This is a genomic window from Nitrospira sp. (assembly GCA_037045225.1).
In the GTDB taxonomy this organism is placed as follows: Bacteria; Nitrospirota; Nitrospiria; order Nitrospirales; family Nitrospiraceae; genus Nitrospira_A.
Map to the genome: position 1 here is coordinate 2,374,650 of JBAOHZ010000009.1, position 23,040 is coordinate 2,397,689.

Here is a 23,040-nt window from a genome sequence, read left to right on the forward strand (position 1 = left end):
ATTGTGGAGCGTATCGCGTGAGAGATCGGAGCGCATAGCGTATGGCTGAGGATGGTATGAGAAGCGCTGCGGCTCTGAGTTCCGGCTCCAGGTCATCGGCTATTGGCCAGTTGCTCTGCCTTGCCGACTCCTGCTACCAGCTACGCGCCATGCGCTCGGTCTCCGGACGAGATGCAGCCGACGATTCACGAAAGAGCAAGCTATGAGCCCAACTTGTACGAGCAGCGTGACCGAGACGGTGGAGCGGGCGATCGCGGCGTTGGATCTCGATCGGCTGGAGCGGGACTATTGGGACCAGAACGAATTCCTGTATATCCCGCAGTTTCTCCCGCGCGATTTTGTGGAGGCCTCCCTGGCGTCGCAAGCCCAGGCGCTCAAGTCGGGATTAAACCGCAACTATATCCCCGGGCATAAGAAGGGCGGCAGCGTCAGTTATTATGCCGTGATGGAGAAAGCCCCGCAGTTCATCGATCTGTATCGCTCTGACGCCTTCCGGGCGATGCTCAACCGGTTGACTAAGGTGAATCTGCTGCTCTGTCCCGACAGCGATCCCCATTCCTGTGCGCTCTATTACTATACGGAAGCCGGCGATCACATCGGGTATCACTACGATACGTCCTATTACAAAGGTGCTCGATACACCATTTTGATGGGACTACTCGATCGGTCCAAACAATGCCGCTTAGTGTGTGATCTCTTCAAAGATGTGCCGGGGAAACAGCCGATTCATATGGAGTTGGCCACGGCTCCCGGCGACCTGGTCATTTTCAATGGCGATAAGCTGTGGCATGCCGTGACTCCGCTCGGAGAGCAGGAAGAACGGATCGTGTTGACCATGGAGTATGTGACGAATCCCGACATGGGCGCGTTCAAGCGCCTGTATTCCAATCTCAAAGATTCCTTCGCCTATTTCGGATTGCGCTCGGTGTTTAAGCGGGCGTATGTTCCTCGCTCACAGTCCTGACATCCGTTTCTGCTGCCAGCGTACCGACGGACTCCTCGCGTGCCGTTCATCGTAAGGCTGTGGTTGCATCGTGCCGTCTGGGGGGCCTTATGGCTGCGTGAGTGCCGGAAACCGCAGCCGGAAGGTGGTGCCTCCTCCTTCGGTGTTGTCCATCGTGATGGTGCCGGCGTATTTGGTCACGATCTTGTGCACGATGCTGAGTCCGAGTCCCGTCCCCTTTCCAGCCGTTTTGGTGGTGAAGAACGGATCGAAAATTCTCGCCCGAATGGATGCCGGAATACCCGGGCCGGTATCGGCAATGGTCACCTGAATCCATCTTTCGTCCTGACTGGTGCCTAAGGTCAAGCAGCCGCTCCCCTCCATCGCTTGGGTGGCGTTGCTGATCAAGTTGACAAAAACCTGATCGATTTCTCCCCTGCGCGCGCGAAGAAACACGGGGGAGTCGAACTGTGTGGCAATTTCAACTTGACCGAAATGAGGCCCTCGCCGGACCATCTTGACCGCTTCGAGCAACCGCTCCGCCACATCGATTTCCGTCTCGCCATCTCTGCCGGACGCGCGGGCATAGCCGGCGAAGTCCCGTACGACGCTGGACACATGACGGGCGTATCCCACAATATCGGCGGCAAATTGTTTCACCGTATCGGGGTCGTTCTCATCCTGGATCAACTCGGCCATGCTGAGGATGGCCTGGGCCGGATTGTTGATCTCATGCGCCATCCCGGACACCATGGTGCCCAGACTCGACAGTTTTTCAGCCTGGATCAGCTCATCCTGGAGTCGTTTGTCGTCGGTGATATCCCACAACACGATGCCCACCTGATACTGCGGAGCGTTTGGGGTGGTGACCGGGAAGAATCGATAGCGATATAGCCGTGTGGCGACCTCGCACTCACGTTCAGAGAGCCGATGAGGTGGGTCTGCACTGTGCGCGGTCCATTCCATCACCAGATCCTGAAGTGTGGACTCGCTGAGGGAAAGACAGTCGGCTAGTGAGCGGCCGATCAGCGATTCTCCGGGAGGCGCAAAATACTGATGGGCGAGGGTATTCGCATACTGAACGCGCAGACTCCGTCCGCAGAGGAAAATGGCGCCGGGCAGGCTGGCTAGCAGGCTCTGAGTCATGGCATGGGTGGCGCGCAACGCCTCTCCGGCCCGCGTACGATCGATGAATTGTCCGATCTTCATGCCCGTGTCCGTCAAGATGTGGATCAGGTGGCTGTCGGCAGGCTGTACGGTGCCGGCATACAATTCGAACACGCCGTGGATGACGTGACCGGTCCGGATGGGGACGATGCAGGCCCCATGCATGCCCAGGCGAGCGGCGGTCGGTATGCGGGTGAATCGGGAATCCGTGAGGACGTCCGGTATCCAGAGCGGGAGTTTGGAGGCCCAGGCGATGCCGGGGAAGTCCATTCCCGGCGGGAACTCACTGTTGCGACAGACCGAGAGAAACTCTCCCCATTGATGTGACGGGCGAACCCAGCTTCCTTGGCACGTCAGTGTCTCTCCCATCCGTTCGCATTGCCACAAGAGCGCCATATCCCACGGCCCCATGTTGCCTACGACCTGGAGCAGTTGCGGGATGGCCTCTTCGACAGTGCCGACATGCGCGAGGATATGGCTGACAGAGAGTTGTGCCTGCTGCAGGTTTTCCTGCCGTTTGCGGGCGCTGATGTCCTGGAAGACCACGACTGCGCCGACCGGCCGGTCCTGCTCAAGAATCGGGCTCGTGACGTATTGGACGGGAAACAGCGAGCCGTCTTTTCTGGCAAAAGTCTCATTTTGGATGCGGTGAATCGCCCCGTCATGGAGCGACGACGTAAGACAGAAGGGGTCCGAGGAGTGGGCGGCAATGGTGTTGCCGAGCCGGTAGAGGAGGGGCGCCAACGGTCTTCCGATCAGTTCGGCCGCGCTCCACCCGAGCATTCGCGCCGCGGTGGCGTTGACGAAGGTGGCGCATCCTTGCGGGTCGAGCCCGAAGATGCCTTCTCCGGCACTGTCGAGGATCAAGGCATTTTGGTGACTCAACCTGACGACCGACTCTTCGGCACGTTTGCGCCGCGTGATATTGCGGATGATGCCGCTGAAGAACATCCCTTCGCTCGCACGCCAGGAGGCCAACGAAAGCTCAATCGGGAATTCGTCTCCGGTGTTAGTCAAGCCGACCATTTCGATGGTGCGCCCGATAGTCGTGGCGGTTCCACCTTGGGCGAGACGCGTGATGCCAGCCTCGTGGGCGGCGCGAAACCGCTCCGGCATGACGATGGTTAGCGGGCGGCCGAGCGCGTCTTCTTTGGTGTGACCGAACATTCGCTCGGCGGCGCCGTTCCACCAGATGATGAGGCCGCTCTGGTCGGCGAGCACAATGGCATCGGTCGCCGACTCCACCAACGCCCGGAAGCGTTCTTCGCTGGCATGCAGCGCTTGCTCCACATGCTCAGCTCGAACGGCCAACCCTTTGACCGAGACGGCTCGGCGTAGGACGGCCTTGAGTTCCTGAGAATTGTAGGGCTTGGTGAGGTACGCGAAGGCGCCTTTGGCCAGCGAGCCGATGGTATTCTCGGGGGTGGCATTGCCGGTCAGAATAATCACTGGAAGCGCGGCATCCAGCTCTATGAGCACTTTCAGCACCGACAGTCCGTTCAGGTCGGGCAGCTGAATGTCGAGCAGCGCGGCTCCGTATCGCATCTGTTTGGCCTGCCGCAGCGCGTCGGTTCCGGAGACGGCCCCGTGGACGAGATACCCCTCGTGGCTCAACATGTCTGTGAGCGACTCGCGGATATCCGGGTCATCATCGACGATGAGAACGGCGGTCCCCATGCTGTGTGCTCCAGCCGGTGGGAGATCGGACCATCTCGTTCCAGGCGCAATACTCATGCCGGTCCTGTGCCTTGAATGAGCCGGGCACGAAGGGAGAACCCATTGATTCTGTGATGGTGTGTGAACGCGGCGATGAATCACGAGCCTGGCCGTGAAGATGGGCCAGTGCAAATGAATGCGGGCATTATCCGATCAGATACAACGAAGGGAAATATAATCGTTCGCTGGGTGCGTCGGCCGCGACGATGTCGTTGCCTACGCATCTTCAAGCGGCAAGGTAAAGCAGAACTGGCTGCCGACACCCAGCCGACTGTCCACCCACATCTGTCCTCCATGCAGGGCCACCAAACTTTTGGTGATGAACAGGCCGAGTTGGGCTCCTTGTGAGGAGGGCATGGTGGATTCAACCTTTGAAAATTCGTTAAAGACGTGAGCCAACTCGTTGGCCGCAATGCCACATCCGGTGTCGGCTACTGTAATCTGCGCAAAACCGGCATCGCGGATCCCGCAGCTCACCGAAACACGCCCGGATGTGGGCGTAAATTTGATGGCGTTGCCGACAAGGTTCCAAAGAATTTGTTCCAGCTTGTCACGGTCGGCTCGTACGGCCAGTGGCTGCGCGCAAGGCACGACCTCCAGAACGATGGCCTTTTCGGCCGCGAGTGTCTGGAAGCTCTCCACCACATCTCTGACAAAGGCATCGATCTGTAAGGATTCGGGTTTGATCTCGATCCGTCCGACATCCAGACGGGACCAATCCAGCAGTTGGTTGATGATTCGTGTGAGTCGATCGACATTGTGTTTGACGCGCTGCAGGTAGTGCTCTTGTCGTTCGGAGAGCGGCCCGGTCAGTCCATCCAGCATGTTCTCGACAAACCCCTTAATGGAGGTCATCGGGGTGCGCAATTCATGCGAGGCGACCGACACGAATTTCGAGCGCCGTTGGTCGTGTTCCTGAAGACGCTCATTCACCGTCTGTAATTCATGGGTTCGTTCCTCCACGCGCCGCTCCAGGTGTTCCATCAAGGTGGCCAGTTCGGTGTAGGCGCGGGCATTGTCTACGGCGACCGCCACGTGGCTGGCAATGGTGACCAGCAGGTCGAGATCTTCCTGACTGCAAGGCAGCGTGCCGCGATTGGCACCCAAGTAGCCGAGAATTCGCTGCTGACTGCGGAGCGGCGCGGCGACGAAGGACGTCAGTCCTACCTCACGCAGCCAGGGAAGGATGGCCGGGGAGATACGGTCGGCGACGGACTCGATGTCCGGGACGAGTACGGGTTTGCCGTGGATCAGCAGTTCCGCCGCAAAACCGCCGTCCTCACGCACGGGGATGACGAGTCGTCGAGCGGCTTCCTCCGCTTCAGGCGGCATGCCGAGCATGCGGCCGACCGTGGCCACACCACGGTCGTTATCCCATAAGAACAGGACCATCCGGGAAAATCCCAGGTTTTCACTGAGGAGTTGCAGTACGGTCGAAAGAAGGCGATCAAGGTCGAGAGTGGACGTGATCGCGGCGCTGGATTGGCTCAATGTCGTGAGCTGCGTCACATGCCGCCGGATGGTTTCGAGATTGGTGGAGATGGCCTGGTTCCGTTCCTGAAGCGATTTGGTCATAAGGTTGAAGAGTGCGGTCAATTGGCCGACTTCATCCTGTGTGGTCGGCACGACAAAGGTGGAGAGATCGCCTTCGCCGACTTTGCGCGCGCCCGCCGCCAGGTTTCGCAAGGGAGTAATGATCCGGCGGGCGAGGAGATTCGTGCAGAGAATACCGGTCGCGATGATGCCGAGCGTGAGCAGAAGAAAATTCCACAGCACGGTCGTCAGTTCGCGTTGCATCGGCATTTCGGTCAGGCCGATCTGAACGATTCCGAAGGCTTGTGAGGACGGGCGCGTGCTTCCGGCTTTTCGGGTTTCCTCCGCTTGGAGCGCCAGGGCCTCAGAGTGGAATTCCGAACGCTTCATCACCGGGAGGGCAAAGTCGTAGAACGTTTCTTCTGGAACCCCGGATGTCGAGACCGGCAGGGTTGAACTTTTCTCTTGGAACGGGATTGCCCCGGCGCTGCTGAGCCTGAGGCGCGTGACGGTGGGTTCCGTGTCCGGTGCCTTGCGGACCGAGTTCGCAAGGTCTGGGTGCGGGTAGAACGGCTGTGCCGTGGATCGTACGGTGCCAAACGGGCTCTCGAGGGTACCTTTGCTTTTTGCGGCGAGGATTTGGCCGTCCGTGCCGGTAATGATGGCATAGACCACTTCATCGACGCCCATGACGCCGTCGATGAACTGTTCAAGAATCACCCGATCCTCGATGATGATGCCGTAGCGCACGTTGTGGGCGAGATTCTTGACGAGAATGGTGCCGAGATCCTTCACCCGTTCGGTCATGGCGATGCGTTTGCTGTGCACAAAGTACCAGCCCATTCCCGAGGAGGTCAGGATGAGGATCAAGCTGAAAAACAGCACGAACTTGGTACGAAGGCTAACAAACCGACCCGGTCCGTTCGAGAAGAGGGACAGCGCGATGGGGGGCAGGGTAGGGCCACTCATGGTGGATCCTTTCATCAGTACAACTCGTCGGCTTTCTCCTCCAGATCTCTGGGGATGTCGATGTCGAGGAATTTGGCCGTCTTGCGATTCAGGCTCAGTTCAATGCGGTCCGGGGGCAAGGGTTTCGCAGGCAACGAGACGTGGCCGTCTAAAATCCTGAGGGTGAGTTGCCCCGCTTGTCGTCCGATATCGCTGTAATTGACGGAGAGGCAGAGCAGCGCCCCGCTGCGGGCAAACTCGCGTGAGAACCCGATGACCGGGACGTGTTCCTCCAACGCCGTATTCAAGATAAAGCGCAGCGACTCGTCGGTGAGCACCGAGGAATCGGGGACGAGCCATAACGCGTCGATGGACGGCAGTAAGCTACGCAAGGCGCCGGGTACATCTCGTTCGCTGTCGATTGGGATCGGAACGAATTCCGACCCCTGCGGTTTGAGGAGGCGCTTGGCTTCCTCGATCAGCGACGCGGTCTTCGACGGATCGTACAGCGTGCCGACGCGTGTGAGCCGAGGCAAGAGGGCTCGTATGACGGCCAGTTGTCGCTCCATCGGCACTTCCATGAGAATGCCGGTCATGTTCGGGGTGTTGAAGCCGTACTTGGCCGGGTCCAACACCATGGCATAGACCACTGGAATGTCGACGATCTCCAGTTGTGCGGCCTTCGCCGCTTTCAGTCCCACCGCAAACACCAGGGCGGGGTCGGATGCGCGGATCTTGCGGGCCAGTTTGCGCCCCTTCTCCAAATCACCCTGTAAATCGTATTCGGAGAGGACGATGCCGCTCGGAAGGGTCGCTTTAAACCCGGTGATGGCTTGGTTGTATGCCGCGATGTCGGAAGATTTGAGCACGATGATGTCAGTTGCCGAAGCGACATGGGTCCAGAAGAGTAGGCAGGCAATGACGGTGACCAGCCGCCCCAGAGTCTTCCGAACCGGATCGGATGCCTGGGTGATGTAGGTCGAATGTAGGAATGCGAAAGTCACAGTCTGCGTCCTCATCGAGCCGGCCTGTCTCGTGAGCGTGGCGAATCCAGCCTACTCGTCGGTATGCCCCTTCATGTGATGCACGATACCGAGCACGCGTGTGGCGACCCCGTCGGCACCCCGATGGACTCGTCCGGTCCAGGTTAAGCAGTGCAGGGTTCCGTCCGGCCACACGACACGGTGTCGGACGTTGACGGCGTCCTGATCGCGTAAACTGTGTTCGATCTGGCTCAGGACCGTTCCACGATCCAGCACATAAATCAGGGCGATATACGCGGCGTAGGTGCCGGGGAAGGAGCCCAAGGGCAGGCCGAGTAAGGCTTCGACACCCGGAGACCAATAGATGTGGCCCGACGGCACATCCCAATCCCAGATGCCGACGTCTGACTCCAGCAGCGCCATCCGCAACCGTTCCTCGCTGAGGCGTATCTGCGCTTCCGCCTGTTTACGTTCAGTGATGCATTGCAGAGAGCCTGCCATGCGGAGCGCACAGCCGTTCGCATCCCGCTCCAGCACTTCGGCTCGAGCGTGAAACCACCGGTACTCCCCGGATTTGGTGAGTAAGCGGTATTCGACATCGTAATGGGAGATCCCCTCTTTGAGGCAGGCTGCCAATCGCTGGAATACACCCTCGCGATCATCCGGGTGGAGGCGAGATGCCCAACTGTCGAGAATATCGGGAAACTCGACTTCATTGTATCCCAGCATCTCACGCACCCGCGGTGACCACCATACTGGGGTGAGCGGCGAATGCCAGGGTTGGCCGGGAAGCACATGGCCGTCCCAGAATCCGTCGTTCGATCCTCGAACGACGGATTTGAACCGCTCCTCGCTGGCGCGAAGCGAATCCTGGACCTGTCTGTAATCGGTGATGTCACGAGAGATCGCCAAGAGGCGTCGTGAATGCCCCCGCGTGTCGAGCATGGGAGTAACCTGTACGTCCCACCACTTCGGGACTCCGTTGGTAGTGGGACAGAAGCCGACAAACTTGCCGATCTCGCCGGCTTTGGCCGCTTCGAGCGCGGCCAGGGCGGCATTCCGATCATCTCCTTCCCACAGGTCCGTCCAGGCTTTATTCAGGTAGCCGGTGAGATCGTTGATGTGTAAGAGCGTTTTCCCCGCATCGTTCATGTATTGCAGCCGACCTTCTAGATCCAACACTTTGATGCAATCCGCACTGCTGCGCAGGATTTGGTTCTTGAACTCTTCACTGTCGTGGAGGGCGACCTCCGCCTCCTTCATGGCGGTAATGTCTTCGCACACGATCAGCACCACCGGGGCCTGTTGGGCGTTAAGCACCGCCTGAGCGGTTTCTCGCACCCAGATGACGCTGCCATCCTTCCGGACTTTGCGGTACTCCCACCCTCTGGGCCGGCCCATTTCGGAGAGGCAGGCGTCGAGGTTCCTGCGCACGTCGTCCTGATCGCTCGGGTGGAAGATATTCAGCACGGACAATCCGAGCAGTTCCTGGACGTCATACCCGAGGCGCTCGGCTCCGAAGCGATTGACCGACAGGACGGTGCCCGCGGCATCGACCATGAAATACATGGACGGATTGTCGTCGAACAGGACTCGATACCGACGTTCGCTTTCGATCAGCGCCGCTTCAACCCGTTTGCGATCCGTCACGTCCTCCGCAAAGCCCGCGATGCGGTAGACCGTTCCCGACGCGTCATGGATCGGGAATGCGCGATCCCAGATCCATCGCATCGATCCATCGGGTCGAAGGATGCGATATTCCTCACTGTAGCCTCCAGAAATTTGTCGGCTCATGGCCGCGTCCCGGACTCGTAGCCGATCGTCGGGATGGATGGCGTCCATCCATGAACTCGGCCTCTCGTAGAGGCTGTCGCAAGAGTGTCCCCACACCTCTTCGTACCCTGGGCTGATATAGAGCACTTGGCTTTTGGTTGGATCGGTGATCCAGAACACTTCCCTGATGTGTTCCGCCAGCTGACGGAATCGCTCCTGACTTTCTTCGACGGCGTGTTCGGCCTCCAGGCGCTCGGTGATGTCCCGGAAGACGACGACGGCGCCTACCACGAGTCCCTTCTCGGTGATCGGGGTACTGACATATTCCACCGGCATACTCGTGCCGTCTTTCCTCCAGAAAACATCACGTGAGACGCGATGGACTTGCCCGTCGTGGAGTGCGGCGTAGATCGGGCATTGATCGGCTGGGGAGGGGCTCCCGTCAGGCTGTGAGTGATGGAGTCGCGCATGCATCGATTGTTCGATGAGTTCGGATGGGTCATACCCGAGCAATTGGGCGGCGGTGGCATTGACGAATGTGGCCTGACCGTTGTGATCGAGTCCGTAAATCCCTTCGCCCGCTTGCGTGAGGATGACTTCGTGGAGACGGCGGAGGCGGTCGAGAATTTCTTCTGCCTTGCGTCGTTGGGTGATATCACGAATGATGCCGCTGAAAAACACCGCAGTATCGGCCGTCCACATGGCCAACGAGAGCTCAATCGGGAACTCACTGCCGTCCTTCCGCAATCCCTCAAGTTCGACGAGACGACCGATGAGCCTGGACTGCCCGGTTTCCTGGACGCGGGCGAGGCCGCGCTCATGCGCGGCGCGATAACGCTGCGGCATCAGCATGGTCAGGGGGTGGCCTTGGATTTCGTCGTTGGCATAGCCGAACAGACGGGCGGCGGCCTGGTTCCAGGAGAGAATCCGGCCCTTGTGATCCGCCAAGACGATGGCATCGGTGGCGGCTTCGACCAGTGAACGGAATCGCGCCTCGCTCTCGCTCAGCGCCTGTTCGGCTTGTTCGGCTTTCGCGGCGAGCGCCTGGACCCCGACGGCCCGGCGAAGGACCGCTCGCAGCTCATCCCGATTGTAGGGTTTGGTGAGGCAGGCGAAGGCGCCTTGGGTTAGTGAGCCGACGGTGTGATCGGCACTGGTGTAGGCCGTGAGGATGATCACCGGTAATTGGGGCTGCATTTCCTGCAACGTCCGTAGGACGGACGAGCCGTCTCCGTCGGGCAATCCCAAGTCCAGCAGAACGGCATTGTACTCGTGGTCCCGTGTTTGTGTGAGTGCTTCCGCGCAGGTGCCGGCGACGTTTACGTGGTAGCCGTCGTGGTCGAGTAAGTCCTGTAGTCCGAGGGCGATATCGGGATCGTCGTCCACGACGAGGATCGAATGGCCGGGTGTCATGGTAGTCATAACGGCCTCGCTGTCACTCCGGAGTGTTCCCGATCTGAAACCTGGCGCTGAGCATTCCGATGACTCCGTTAAAACCGCACGGTGATCCATCCCATCGACCGGCTGCCGATCCGGTCGCCGAGCGGATGTTCCCGATGTCTGTCGTTCAGTGCATTAAAGATCGAGAAGGCCACTTCCGCCTCACGCATGTAGCCGGCGGCGGCCTTTTGTTGCCAAAACCGATACCCAACACGGAGATTGAGCAGGTTGTAACTGCCGATGCGGTCAGATGGGACCGTTACCCCGGTGGCGGGGATATTGGCCAGGAGCGTAAAGGTCTGTGCGAGCGGATAGGTTGTTGCCCCGACATAGTAGTAACCGATCTCCCCACTGAGGCCGTTTTCCCACTCGGTCCTCAGGCCTGCGCTGACTTTTGATCGCGGGGCGCCTCGTTTGACTGTGCCGCTGAATGACTGGCCGATTTCCTCGTAGGCATAGTTGGCAAATCCACTGAGCCAGCGGCTGGCGAGGAATTCAATGCCGGCCTCACCGCCGTAAATGTCGGCAGCACCTTGGTCGTTGACAAACTCTGAGGCCCCGCCGGCGATGATCCGGCTGCCGATCAAATCGGAGACATGGTTGAAGAACAGGTCCGCGCGCACTCGTAACCGGTGTTTCCAGTACCAGCCCTGGTATCCGGCCTCATAGGAAATGATCTGTTCCGGCGTGAGCCGGGTCGAGCCGGTGACCGGCACCGTCGACGAGATTGAGGGTGGAAACGGCACCCCGGTTGGAATCGAGGTGGTCACACGCTGGTCTTGATAGGATTCAAACAGGGTCGGCGGCCGATAGGCGGTCGATCCGGAGAGATGAAAGGTGTGGCCCTCGACCGGTTGATACAGGAGCGCCACCCGCGGGCTCCAGGTTCCGTTGATTTGGGAATGGAGGTCATAACGCAGGCCGGCGACGATTGTCACTGCGGAGGTGGCGCGCCATTCGTCCTGAATGAACAGTCCCAGGCGGTCTTCTCGGCTGAATTGAGCGATAGCGCTGCTTGACAGCGAGTTGTGGCGATAATTGATCCCGTACAGCAATCGGTTCGTGGCCCAGAGGTCGGCCGCATGTTGCACGTCCACGTTGTAGGTGTTTCCCGAGAACGGATTGGTCGATTGTCCGTTGCGGTCGGTAATGCTCAGCAGGTTGACCAATTGGGAGTTGGGATTAATGGTTGCGTGGTCCGTATAGCCGGACCACCAGGCCCGAACGAGAAAGGCCCCATGTTCGTAGAGGACATTGGCGTACGCAAGCGATGGCCGAATGGAGTTGCTCGTGACTTCGCCGACCTGTCCGTCGTGCCGATTCGTGTCGACCAACCCTCCTGATACCTGCAGTTTGGAAGTCGACGACAACGCGTACTCAGTCTGTACGTTGAACTTGTGCGATCGAAAGCCAAGAGCCTCTCGATCTCGCCACTGTTGGGTCTGATCGCGGCCGATGGAGAGGCGATAGCCGAATTTACCGACGGTGCCTGCCTGGACGGCGGCGCTGCTGATCGTGCCGAGTTCGCCCGCCCCGAATTGCAGCGTGGTGCCCTTCATTTCCTCCGGCGACTTGGTGATGATATTGATCACGCCGTCGAAGGCATTAAACCCATACACGGCTGAAGCAGGTCCCTTGAGGACTTCGATACGTTTAATTTCAGGGAGCGTGACCGGAATGGATTTCCAGAACACGGTGCCTTGAACGTCGAGGTAAATGGACCGTCCGTCCACCATGACGAGCATCTTGTTTGCGAAGGGCTGGTTTCCACCCCTGGCACTCACGTTGAAGTCGGCCCCTGCCGTCTGCATGATTTCCAGCCCTGGAACCCGGCGAAGGACGGTTGGCAAATCGATGGCACCGGATTGTCGGATATCCTCGTCCGTAATGACGTAAACGTTCGACGGGGCCTGTGAGATCGGCTGCTCATAACGCGACGCAATACTGACCGTTTCTTCTTCTTTTAAGAGCGCCAATTCATCATTAGCGGCGAACGGGAACGACTCACGAGCGATCACCGCCGCCGGTTCGGCAGCCGCAAGGCTGCTGAGGAGGAGCGTGAATCCCGCCGCCAAGAGCGGATACCACGATGTGTTCAGTTCAGATTTCATGACGCAACATTCAAAACCTAAGGGTCACCCAACCCATCACTCGGTTGCCGAGCGTGTCGCCCAAAGGGTGTTCCTTGTGACGATCGTTCAGCGCATTGAAGACGGCGACGGCCACTTCGGCCTTGTCGTGCCAGAATCGGTACCCGCCGCGCAGGTTCAGCAAGGTGTAACTATCGATCGTCGGACTTGTCGGTATGGGAAGCACCGGAGCCAGCGCGGTGAAGAATTCGATCAAGGGGTACGTGGCGCCGGCGATGTAGTGGACCGCGATCTCTCCGTTCAGCCCGCTGTCCCAATCGCCACGAAAGCCTACGTTCGCTTTCCAGTCCGGGCCGCCGCGCCTGGAGACGCCGGTGAAGGTCTGGCCGATCTTTTGGTAAGAGACATTCGCAAACCCGCTGAGCCATCTGGTGGCGAGGAACTCCAGCCCCGCTTCGGTGCCATAGATGTCGGCCTCACCGCCGTTGATGAGCGTGCGGGTAGTGCCGATGGTTTGGAAGTTGATCAAGTCGGAGAGATGATTGAAGAACAAGTCGAGTCTGGTCCGGAGCCGATGTTTCATCCACCAGCCCTGATAGCCGGCTTCATAGGAAATGATCTGCTCGGGATTGAGTCTCTGTGATCCAAATAGCGGGATAGGTGCAAACAGCGGCGGCACCGTCGGCAGGATGCGCAGATCGAGATTGGACTCGAACAGTGTCGGCGGGCGGTAGGCCACCGATGCACTGAAACGGACGGTCTGGTCGGGCGTCAGGTTGTACACCAGGGCGACGCGCGGGCTCCAGGTCCCATTGATCCTGGTATGCAGGTCATAGCGAATACCGGCTACCAAGGTCAGAGCGGGCGAGATCTTCCACTCGTCCTGAAGATGGATACCGAATCGGTCTTCGCGTCCTAATTCAGACACCGCACTTCCATCGACGGTGTTGTAGCGGTAGTTGATGCCGTAGCTCAGCCGGTTGGTAGGCCCGAAGTCGAGGCTGTGTTGCGCTTCGACATTATACGTGTTGGTGGTGAACGAAACGTTCGGCCCGCCTGTCGCGTTGGTCTGCCGGACAAACCGAGCCAGCAGCGGGTGTGTCGAGGAGTCGACGGGAATGTCGTTCCCCTGCCACCACCCGCGCACGGAGAAATTGCGATATTGGTAATGGACGTCCGTATAGGCCTGATTGAATTGCGAATGGGGAATTTGGACGTTCGAGACGGGGCCGTCGAAGCGATTGGTATCGATCACCCCGCCGGCGACGCGTAAGGTGGCGTCACCGGAGAAGTTGTACTGGGTCTGCACGTTGAGTTTGTTCGAACGGAAGGCCAGCGCGTCGTTGTTGCGCCATTGTTGATTCTGATCATGGCCGAGGGAGAGACGGTAGTCGAGTTTGCCAGCCGATCCCGCCTGGACGGCGGCACTGGAGATGGTGCCGAGTTCCCCGCCGCCGAACTGCAAGGTGGTGCCTTTCATCTCCTGCGCGGACTTCGTGATGATGTTGATCACCCCGTCGAACGCATTCAAGCCGTAGACGACAGAGGCAGGCCCTTTCAGTACCTCGATGCGTTTAATCTCCGGGAGGGTGACCGGGAGTGATTTCCAGAACACGAGGCCCTGGCCGTCGATATAGATCGAGCGGCCGTCGATCATGACGAGGATCTTGTTGGCGAACAGTTGGTTGTCGCCTCGCGCGCTCACATTGAAGTCCGCTCCGGTGACCTGCATGACATCCAGCCCAGGCACGCGCCGGAGGATGGTGGGAATGTCCGCCGCACCCGAGTGGCGGATGTCTTCGTCTGTAATTACATACACATTGGAAGGAGATTGGGAGATCGGTTGTTCATGGCGAGTGGCGATGCTGACGGTTTCCTCCTCCTTCAGGAGTTCCAGCTCCTCGTTGATCGGCGCGCCGGTTGTCGAAACAGCCGGCGAGGGGGCTGCGCGCTGAGCGTGGGCCTCCAAGGCGCAACAGACGATCAAGATCCCACCACAGATGGGGAGGGTACCACGTCGCATGTGAGTGTTGATGGTTTGACTGACCATGAGTTGTCGGTTGCCTTGAGAGGGAGAGGATGGCTGTCGGCGGGTGGTGTCGAGGTTTTCTGCTGAAGGCCGCATGACGTCCCGTGGGTTCCTGACCGGCGGTGTCGGATGTGGTCGGAGAGACAAAACGAGAACTTTGTGGTTAGGAAGAGGTAGACGCAAAAGGCATACTTGTGAACAGTCGGACGTATCGGCCGATCACGCGCGAATGTCCCGAAGATTGGGGCGATTAAGACAGCCTTCTCACGGTGCGAAGGCCAGGGAGAAGTGCTGGGTCTGTGGTGCGTATCTAGTTGGATACAGACTGTATTTCCTCAGATACAGGCGGTTGAGTGGTCCTGTGTCCGCGTGGACGCCCCGGTTTCAAGTCCTGCAGCCGTGGTGAGAACGGTCGGCCGTTTTGCGATTCAAGATTATTGAGGAGATCTTCCATCGCTGAAGAAATGAGACCAGCCATTGTGGTGCCCGATGTCCAATAGGCGGCATCGCGCATACGCTCCACCAGGTCGGCCGGCAGACTGACGGTCATGCGTTGGCGTTTCTGTGATCGCAAATAGACAAACCGGTTCATGGTGCAACTCCTTTGCGCGAGGGAACTGGTACTGAGTGTGTGGTATTGCCTTGAGCCGCTCTCAATGCTCACGTTCGTTGCGCAGAATGCGGTTAGGGGAACTCTGTGCCCCGCTGAGACGGATGCGTTTCAGGCTGCTGTGGATCGGCGTCTTTCCATACCGCGACAATCAAGAGGGCCAGTATGCCGCTGACTCCAATCAGGAGACCACCCATGACAAGTTCCATGTCAGGCTCCTTTCTGTTCCGAAGAGCTCGTGCCCGAATTCAATGTGGTCGTGTATTGGTTCCGAGGCTGTCATGCAGCAACAGCCATGCCATTCACGTGGATGGACGTCGTGAAGGGGGTTAGTCAGACCTCTGAAGCATCTCTCCTGCACGGGGCATGTAGGATGGAAGATGGCTTCATGAGAAATGATGGCCGGGAAGTGCGTGTGAGCGGTTGTTTGATGGCATCGGAGACCTGACCAAAGGGCTGAGCATAATTCGGTCTAGGCCGCCACGTCGATGAGGCAGCATCCCGGTTGGGCAGGAACGGCAACAGGATGTATCGAATTGGATTCTCCGCCGTATCTAATCCGATACCAGTCGGTCTCCTACGATTGCCCTCCGATCAGCGCCGACCATAGTAGTCCCGGACTAGGAGGCAGCGAGAAAGACATAGTCGAAGGTAGGGCGAATAGGTGCCGCGTCTTCCTTGATAGCGAAGACGCGGCCGGTCGCGTGTGGAAGGAGGCGATTCAACCAACGCTGGATGGGCATGATCCAGGAGGCCGTGTTTTGCAGACGGCGATACTCTTGCCGGCCGCAGGAAATCGGCTCGATACCACGCCGACATTCACCGTGGGAGAAGCAACCGCCGTGCCGTCGGCGTCATGGCCATGCAACCACTGGGAGTGCCGCGTTGTGCGGAACGAGTCGGGTCAGTAGTTGAAGCGCAACGACAGTGAGCCGACATGAACGATGCTGTCGTATCGGCCGTTGACGGTTGTATTCTGGTTGCCGGTAATGGTTCGGACTTCATACAGCCCCGCTTGGTACGCGAGATCAATGGCGAACAATTTCGGCTTCAACGGGCCGATGCCCAGTTCGCTGCAACGCACCAGTCCAAGGAAAGAACCATTTTCATGGCAGGCTAGCCCGATGCCCACCGAGGGGATATGGGTGTTGGCTGAAGGGACTCCCGGATTAAAGGTGCGGTCGGGTATTTGTGCCTGTTGGTTCATGTAGCCGGCACGCAAGGCAATGTCCCAATCGGGCATCGAGGCCACACGCAACCATCGGTATTCGGTTCCGATCATGACGGTATAGGTACTCTGCCAATTTTGCGGAAACGGCAACAGGCCGCCGTTCGTTAAGTGGACATCGAGGTTCCGGTTGGATTTCCACCCGGTATAGTCCACATCGAATTCCAGCTTCCACTCGCGCTCGGATGTACGAACCGGCCAGATGGCGATGCCGCCGGAGAAGACCTGCGGCAGAACGAAGGTGGCGGCGGCGCCGGCGACTGAGGTGCCGTTGGCGAGAAAGTTGCCGGTGAGATGGAAGGTGGCTTGGCTGCGGTAGACCATGCCGATGTTGACGAGTGGTTTTCCGTCGCTGTTGCGGAAGGGGGTGTACAGGAGGCTGACGTTAAACCCCGCCGTGGTGTCGCTGCCATTGATCTCCATCAAGGCGCCGGCCGGGATGCCCAGTCCGCCTGGCCAGACGGATTTCTGTTCGAGATGGCCTTCTCCGAAGAGCCCGGAAAACGTGTAAATATCCGCGCCCAATCCGAAGGAGAGCTGATCGTTCAGCTTGTAGGCGATGGTGGGTTTGATATCGAGCAACGGCAACGTAGTGAAGGTCACGGCGGTGCGAAACGGCCCATCGTTCGGGTATCTGGTCAATGAACCGAACGGATTGTTCATCCCGATTCCGGCAGTGAAGTTCCCGAGTGCCGACAGCCCGAGGTCCTTGAGATTCGCGACCAGGTATACGTGGCCGGGAGGAGGCCAGGCCAGGCTCCCGTTGCGGTCTCCGGTTGTCTGCGCACCGGTTGGGCTGGTGAATTGGGTGGTCCCGCCGATGAGCGTGGTGCCGAACAGCGTTTGGAATCCATGCAGCTGTGTCATGCCCGCAGGGTTGTAATGAAGCGCGGACGGGTCATCGGCTTGCGCGACAAAGGCGTTTCCCATCGCAGCGGCAGCAGCGGATTGCCCTTGCAGTCGAGGGGTTTGGGCCTGTGCAATAGGCGTCATCCAGACGATTACGATGGCTGGAAGCATTATGCACAGAGCCAGGACACGGCGGGAGCGGTCGGCAAACACCATGGGGTTATCGTCCTATCGGATAATCTGAGTGGTCGGCGCCGGCGATGAACCAACGGTCGACGATTTGCCGCAAGCGGGCCGCATCGAAGGGTTTCAAGAGATAGCCCTGAGCCCCGGATTCCACGGCTGCCATGGCGCGGTCCAAGGCCTCCACGGCCGTCATCATCACCACCGGGAGCGTGGGGTGCGAGTGGCGTAATTGACGGAGGATTTCAAACCCGTCCAACTCCGGCAAGGCGATATCAAGTAACACGCCGTCGATCGGCGTGTCCGCCAACAGGCGCAACGCGGCGAGACCATCCGCTGCGGTATACACCTGGACTCCTTCCGATTCCAGTCGATCCCGCAGAAGGTCGCAAATATCAAGGTCGTCATCGACCACCAGCACCGTGCGGCGGACGGCAGGCAATTTGGTGAGGGGGATCGAGTCGCGTGACTGCAGGGGCAGTGTGAAGATAAACGCGGTGCCCTGATCCACCTCGCTACGTACTCTGATGCTGCCGCCGTGCAGATCGACTAAGTCTTTCACGATCGCCAACCCAAGTCCCAAGCCCTTGGTCTGGCCGCGTTCTTCTTGCTGCACCCGAAAGAATGGATCAAACAGTTTGGGGAGCGCATCCGAGGGGATTCCCTGGCCGTTGTCACGAACGACGACCTGAGCCATCTGGTGCAGATCGATGGAGAGTTCCACGGAAACGTGCCCCCCGTCGGGCGTGTACTTGATAGCATTATCCAATAAATTCGTCAAAATCTGGCTGAGTCGATCCTGGTCCGCCCACACGAGCAGCGTCGAATCGGAACTCTGGAGTTCGATGGTCAGATGTTTGGTGATGGCCAGGGGGAGGAGTTGTTCGATGACATCGCCGGCGATCGCCGGAAGGCAGACATGGTCGAAGGAGAGCGTCAGTTTTCCGGCCTCGACACGGGAGAGGTCGAGGAGATCGGTGATCATGCGCGCGAGCCTGGTGCCGTTGGCTTTGATGCGAGTGAGATATTGCTCCTGCTTCATGTTGAGCGAGCCGACGAGTCCCTCGATCATATTGTCTGCGAATCCGACGATGCTTGTGAGAGGCGTTCGAAGCTCGTGGGACACGTGAGCGAGGAATTTCGATTTGAGTCGATCCATCTGCTTGAGCTGCGCGTTCGCGGTTTCCAGCTCGGCGGTCCGTTCGCGCACACGCGCTTCCAGACGTGCATTAAGCGATTCGATCTCGCGATAGGCTTGGGCATTGTCCAGGCCGATGGCGACCTGACTGGCGAGTGTCATCAACACATCGAGATCGTCCTGCGTGAGCGCCTGATTGTGCGTGCGATCGACCGTGAGCGCCCCGATGACGGCATCGTGCGTTTTCAGGGGAACGGTAATAAACGATTTCACATTGACCATGCTGATCAGCTTCTGGTCGAACGGGTGTAGGCGGTCCCAGAGCTCGTGCACGTTATTCGTGAGCACCGGCTCACCGCGTAAGAACACCGTGCCTTCCACACTATTCGGGTCGGTGATGAGGACCTCCTGCGTGCGGAGAAAGGTGGCGACATCCTGCGGCATGCCGCGTACTCGAAAGTCGTGCGAGACATTGCGGGTGCGATCGAACTGGACGATCATGGCGCGATCGTAGTGCAAATCGCGGACGATCGTATCGAGTACATTGGTGAGCAGTTCGTCACGATCGAAGGTCGAACTGAACAAGAGGCCTGCGCGGTGAAGCGTGGTGAGATCATTGATTTTGCGGCGTAAGGTGACGGCGGTGCTTTGTTGTTCGAGGTAGGCCTCGCGCAACTCCTCATGCCGCGCGTCGACGACCTGCTCCTGCTCCTTGAGTAACCGTTGCAGTGGTTTGGCGGCCCGACGCATGTGGTTGGTGATCATCCACCACAGTAACGACGCCGGAACGGCCGCGAGTCCCAGCGCCTCCACCGTCGGTACGTCCGGTTGGCGAAGATGCAGATAGGTGAACGTTCCCCCTGCGACGAGCATCCACATGGCGAGCGGGACGGAGCTGCGGACCTGCGGTATCCAGGTGAACTCCCATTCACAGTAGGGATCGCCATTGGCGGTGCAGGCGAGATCTCTGACAGTGGCGGCCGGGGTGCCGTGTATTTGCGTCTGCACCCGGGCGATGCTGCTTTTACACGACAGGCAGATGACATCCACGCAGCGTTTCCGGTAGGGACCGAACTGCACCAGGGCCCGATCGGTAAACGTCATACGGAGGACGGCCGAACGTCTGGTCACCTGCCCGACCTCAAACTCCAAGACTCCTCGGACGTATTTGCTGCCGAAATAGGGCCACATCTTGTAGAGCTGCTGGGTCGAAAATGGGCGACAGAGGATTTGAATCAACGGGGGGACTTTCCGGTCTGTGCCCACGTTGACGTGAAAATGGGGATCGCCGGACAGTTGTTCGCAGAATTCCCTGAGGTAACAGACGAATTCGTAGGAGTAGCTATTCCAGATATTGCGAAGGAAGTCGGGCGTGACGTGATAGGTGCGGTCCGGAAGGCGCGAGTTGAGTAATCGGCACAGTTCATCCAGCGCTTCGCGGGCAGCATTGTCCCCACCCGTGCGGCTGAGATAGTCGTGCAAATAATCGACGTTGGATTGAACGATGACGCCGCTGATGTCACAGATCTTTTCGCCCTGGTCGTTGAGGCCGAACGGGCGAAACTCCATGAACGGTCGTTCGAGAATGGAGCGTTCCTTGGAGAGGAGATCGATCATACGGCAGCCAGACGATTCGGTCCATGCCACGTGGCGAGGAAGCGCCCCGGCGCCCAGATCATAACGAACTGGCGCGCCGGAGGCGAGCGCTTCTTTTCCGCGTGGCGTCTTGCGGCGTGCGTGTGGCGGCCTGTTCGAGACTCGTTATTCAAGATCCCGGCAGGCCGGGGCGTCACGTATGACCCTACCGTCGAGGTCACAGGTTTTCATGTATTCGATAAGGGCCCGCCGGTTCTCAACCGGCAATTCACAGCCCAGGATGCCATTGCTGCTTCCGCTCTCGCAACCTGGGACGTTCGCAAATTCATGGCCTCCGTTCCCGTTTCCTGGGAGGTAGGTCTTGAACTCAAAGCCTCCCGGCAGGTCGCGGCTCGCCGGTGACCCTGTACATTCCTCAATCGCGAAGCCCACGTTATCGGGATCAAATTCCATCGTTGGGCTCAGATAAAAACACGCATGGCGCTCGCGTGCGGGGGAGAGCAGTTCATAGAGATTGGGTATCGATCCGTTGTGAAGAAACGGAGCGGTCGCCCAGACGGCAACGTGCGGGCGGGCGATATATTGCGCCGTGTCCCTCCACTTGTTCGTCAGGTGCTGATAGTCAGGATCGTTCCCCGCGGGACTCACGGCCATCAGTTCGTTGGTAATAAGTTCCGAGGCCTCTCGTGCCGATATACGGCCACGTTGCAACGGGCCGGTATCCACCATGCGGCGCGAGAAATTTTCAAGATACAGGGAGTCGGTCCCGATTTCTTTTAGCGGCACCATGGTGACGTGGAGGCTTGGACCATTGGGAGATGAATTCTTGATGGGTGTGGCAACATGGCAATGGGCACAGAGGTTTTGAATGCCTTTAGCCTTGTTGCCATGGTACAGGTCTTTGCCTTTTGCCGCCAACTCGCGATTGATGGAGGGAAATGTGCTCGGCCAACGAGGCGAAGGCAACCGGCGGGCGAGGGTTTCCAATGTTTTGAGGGAGTTGATATCCACCGAGGATTGGAAAAGTTCACTCTTTTCCGACGGAATCGAAGTCGCGGTCTGCGTCCAGGCGAAGAGGCCGGCATTCACGCCAATCACTTGCGCGATATTTCGCGCGAGCGGATGCTGAATCGAGCCGCTCCATTGCACCCAGTCATATTCCCATACGCCCCACAAGGGAGGAATGCTAACGGACGCATTGGAGGGGCGAAGGTTGTCGGGATGGAGAGGGGTAAAGACCGTGTTGCCTCCCCGGCCGAGGGCATCGAAGCGACCCGGTCCCCATTGTTCCGGGGAAGTATCTTTCCCGCCCCGAGTAATGAGCCCCTGGGTGCGTGTCTTGAGTTCCCGCCCTAAGGTGGTGAGCGTATACGTGGTCATGGCTTCCCCGCGGCGCGCGAGTACGCGGGCGGCGAAGATTTTGAACTTGTCCGGCGAGTTGAGTTCACCAAGTTTGCTGAAAAGGACCTGCAGGAAACGAGAGTTGTACTGCAGTGACGGGCCCCCCTCGATGCGAATCGGCTCGTTCTTGTACTCGTTCTCGTTCTTCTTGTTCTTGTATCTGAACTCGGTCGTATGGCAAAACGCGCAGGTAAAGCCGACCATCGCGGGGGACGACGGCCCTCCTTCGACTTTGGCGAATCCCACAGGAAGTTTATCTGGGTGAGAAGGGTCACGCAGGATACCGGTGGTGGCGAAGTCATCGAGGATCGACTCGTCTTCAATTAACGCGACAAACCAGTCGTAGGGAATCAGTTGGGTGCCGGCGGATGTGTGATACCACCGTTGCCGCTCCTGCTCAGGCCAACCCTGAATATCAGAGGCGCCGACATGCTGTGAAGAGGGAAGATCAATTGCCTGGCAATGCACGGTCGAAAGTGCAAACAGCAGCCCGGCAAGTACCGCAATGCGTCGGGGGTAGAAGGGCATGATTCATCTCCTCATGGTGGGCGAGATTATATGATTGGGCGCGCATGATCGATCCAGCGGGTGAGTTGCCTGAACGCACTCACTCTTCGATTCCCGATTGCGACAACAATGCAGTGAGAGGGGAGCGCACAGTACTCCCGAGGTTACAATAAGCAACTCACATGCCGTGAGCGCGGGAAGGGTACCTGGATCGGTAAATGAAAGCCATTTATTTCTGAACGCGATGGATGCAGGTGCTCGGCCTGACCACTGTCGAGTTGATGTAGCAGGGGATAAAGCAACGCTAGCACAGGAAGGTATCTGAAGAGATACAGCGCAGTCGACGAATGCGATCTACGGGCGACGTGAGGTAGCTTAGCTACTGGTGGAGGTGTTTCATGGCGGCAGCGCAGAGGATGATGAAAAAACCCATCCAGAGCGCGGCGCGTTGGAACGGAATGGATTCGTAGTTCTCGCCTTCCTCTTCCTCGTCTTGATCCGACTTGAAAATGACGGTGTAGAGAAACAGCGTCAGTAGGCACAGAACCAGGATCAGCTTGATGCAGAAAATCCAGAGGTACTTGGGATGGTTTTGCATCCCCTGGCCGGTCTGGGAGACCAGGACCTGATTGACATAGTGGAGGTTGATACCGCCCGTGAATAGCAGGACGACCAGGAGGAGCCCCGCCACCCGCTTGTAATGCTTGTAGAAGGCGTCGGTAATCGGACGGACATATTCTTTCGGCAACGCGGCGTCACGGAGGCCTGGCTTCACGGCCATGACAATGAAGGCGAGTCCGCCGATCCAGATGACGGCCGAAAGGAGGTGAAACCAGTGGTTGACGATCGGAATCAGCTGATTCAGGTCAAGGAAGATACTTTGTACGGAGTCCATGTATAGATTCG

At 58.6% G+C, this 23,040-nt stretch carries 13 protein-coding genes; 1 reads left to right on the forward strand and 12 read right to left on the reverse strand.

What is annotated here, in order from left to right:
* Positions 1-202 precede the first annotated feature (202 nt).
* Positions 203-964, forward strand: coding sequence for a 2OG-Fe(II) oxygenase (locus tag V9G17_12035; protein ID MEI2753321.1), 762 nt, complete (start codon positions 203-205; stop codon positions 962-964).
* A gap of 87 nt (positions 965-1,051) precedes the next feature.
* On the opposite strand, the gene V9G17_12040 is transcribed toward V9G17_12035, so the two are convergent.
* The 12 genes from V9G17_12040 to V9G17_12095 all read right to left on the reverse strand — a co-directional run bounded on the left by V9G17_12040 (position 1,052) and on the right by V9G17_12095 (position 23,029).
* Positions 1,052-3,787, reverse strand: a complete 2,736-nt coding sequence (locus V9G17_12040) for a PAS domain S-box protein (GenBank protein MEI2753322.1) — start codon at positions 3,785-3,787, stop codon at positions 1,052-1,054.
* Between the two features lie 255 nt (positions 3,788-4,042).
* Positions 4,043-6,328 (reverse strand): ATP-binding protein, encoded by a 2,286-nt coding sequence (locus V9G17_12045; GenBank protein ID MEI2753323.1) that lies wholly within the window; start codon positions 6,326-6,328, stop codon positions 4,043-4,045.
* A gap of 14 nt (positions 6,329-6,342) precedes the next feature.
* Positions 6,343-7,311, reverse strand: coding sequence for an ABC transporter substrate-binding protein (locus V9G17_12050; GenBank protein MEI2753324.1), 969 nt, complete (start codon positions 7,309-7,311; stop codon positions 6,343-6,345).
* Positions 7,312-7,362: 51 nt separating this feature from the next.
* A complete protein-coding gene (locus V9G17_12055) occupies positions 7,363-10,485 on the reverse strand; it encodes a PAS domain S-box protein (GenBank protein MEI2753325.1) in 3,123 nt (1,040 codons plus the stop codon).
* Between the two features lie 68 nt (positions 10,486-10,553).
* The gene (locus V9G17_12060; protein ID MEI2753326.1) at positions 10,554-12,614 is read right to left on the reverse strand and encodes a TonB-dependent receptor; all 2,061 of its coding nucleotides are present in this window, start codon (positions 12,612-12,614) and stop codon (positions 10,554-10,556) included.
* 10 nt (positions 12,615-12,624) lie between these two features.
* Entirely contained in the window at positions 12,625-14,718 is a 2,094-nt protein-coding gene (locus V9G17_12065; GenBank protein ID MEI2753327.1) for a TonB-dependent receptor, read from the reverse strand.
* 214 nt (positions 14,719-14,932) lie between these two features.
* On the reverse strand, positions 14,933-15,214 hold the full coding sequence (locus V9G17_12070) for a hypothetical protein (GenBank protein ID MEI2753328.1): 282 nt from the start codon (positions 15,212-15,214) through the stop codon (positions 14,933-14,935).
* Positions 15,215-15,306: 92 nt separating this feature from the next.
* Positions 15,307-15,441: a hypothetical protein gene (locus V9G17_12075; protein ID MEI2753329.1), complete on the reverse strand. Its 135-nt coding sequence runs from the start codon at positions 15,439-15,441 to the stop codon at positions 15,307-15,309.
* Positions 15,442-16,136: 695 nt separating this feature from the next.
* A complete protein-coding gene (locus tag V9G17_12080) occupies positions 16,137-17,453 on the reverse strand; it encodes an outer membrane protein transport protein (GenBank protein MEI2753330.1) in 1,317 nt (438 codons plus the stop codon).
* 76 nt (positions 17,454-17,529) lie between these two features.
* Positions 17,530-20,247 carry an ATP-binding protein gene (locus V9G17_12085; GenBank protein MEI2753331.1) on the reverse strand — a complete coding sequence of 906 codons (2,718 nt, stop codon included), beginning with the start codon at positions 20,245-20,247 and terminating at the stop codon, positions 17,530-17,532.
* 144 nt (positions 20,248-20,391) lie between these two features.
* A complete protein-coding gene (locus V9G17_12090; GenBank protein ID MEI2753332.1) occupies positions 20,392-22,155 on the reverse strand; it encodes a di-heme-cytochrome C peroxidase in 1,764 nt (587 codons plus the stop codon).
* A gap of 358 nt (positions 22,156-22,513) precedes the next feature.
* On the reverse strand, positions 22,514-23,029 hold the full coding sequence (locus tag V9G17_12095; protein MEI2753333.1) for a hypothetical protein: 516 nt from the start codon (positions 23,027-23,029) through the stop codon (positions 22,514-22,516).
* Positions 23,030-23,040: the final 11 nt, after the last annotated feature.

Coding starts and splice junctions, on each gene's coding strand:
- V9G17_12035 (MEI2753321.1), top strand. CDS start 203: ATGAGCCCAACTTGTACGAGCAGCGTGACCGAGACGGTGGAGCGGGCG.
- V9G17_12040 (MEI2753322.1), bottom strand. CDS start 3,787: ATGGGGACCGCCGTTCTCATCGTCGATGATGACCCGGATATCCGCGAG.
- V9G17_12045 (MEI2753323.1), bottom strand. CDS start 6,328: ATGAGTGGCCCTACCCTGCCCCCCATCGCGCTGTCCCTCTTCTCGAAC.
- V9G17_12055 (MEI2753325.1), bottom strand. CDS start 10,485: ATGACTACCATGACACCCGGCCATTCGATCCTCGTCGTGGACGACGAT.
- V9G17_12060 (MEI2753326.1), bottom strand. CDS start 12,614: ATGAAATCTGAACTGAACACATCGTGGTATCCGCTCTTGGCGGCGGGA.
- V9G17_12065 (MEI2753327.1), bottom strand. CDS start 14,718: ATGCGGCCTTCAGCAGAAAACCTCGACACCACCCGCCGACAGCCATCC.
- V9G17_12070 (MEI2753328.1), bottom strand. CDS start 15,214: ATGAACCGGTTTGTCTATTTGCGATCACAGAAACGCCAACGCATGACC.
- V9G17_12075 (MEI2753329.1), bottom strand. CDS start 15,441: ATGGAACTTGTCATGGGTGGTCTCCTGATTGGAGTCAGCGGCATACTG.
- V9G17_12080 (MEI2753330.1), bottom strand. CDS start 17,453: ATGACGCCTATTGCACAGGCCCAAACCCCTCGACTGCAAGGGCAATCC.
- V9G17_12085 (MEI2753331.1), bottom strand. CDS start 20,247: ATGATCGATCTCCTCTCCAAGGAACGCTCCATTCTCGAACGACCGTTC.
- V9G17_12090 (MEI2753332.1), bottom strand. CDS start 22,155: ATGCCCTTCTACCCCCGACGCATTGCGGTACTTGCCGGGCTGCTGTTT.
- V9G17_12095 (MEI2753333.1), bottom strand. CDS start 23,029: ATGGACTCCGTACAAAGTATCTTCCTTGACCTGAATCAGCTGATTCCG.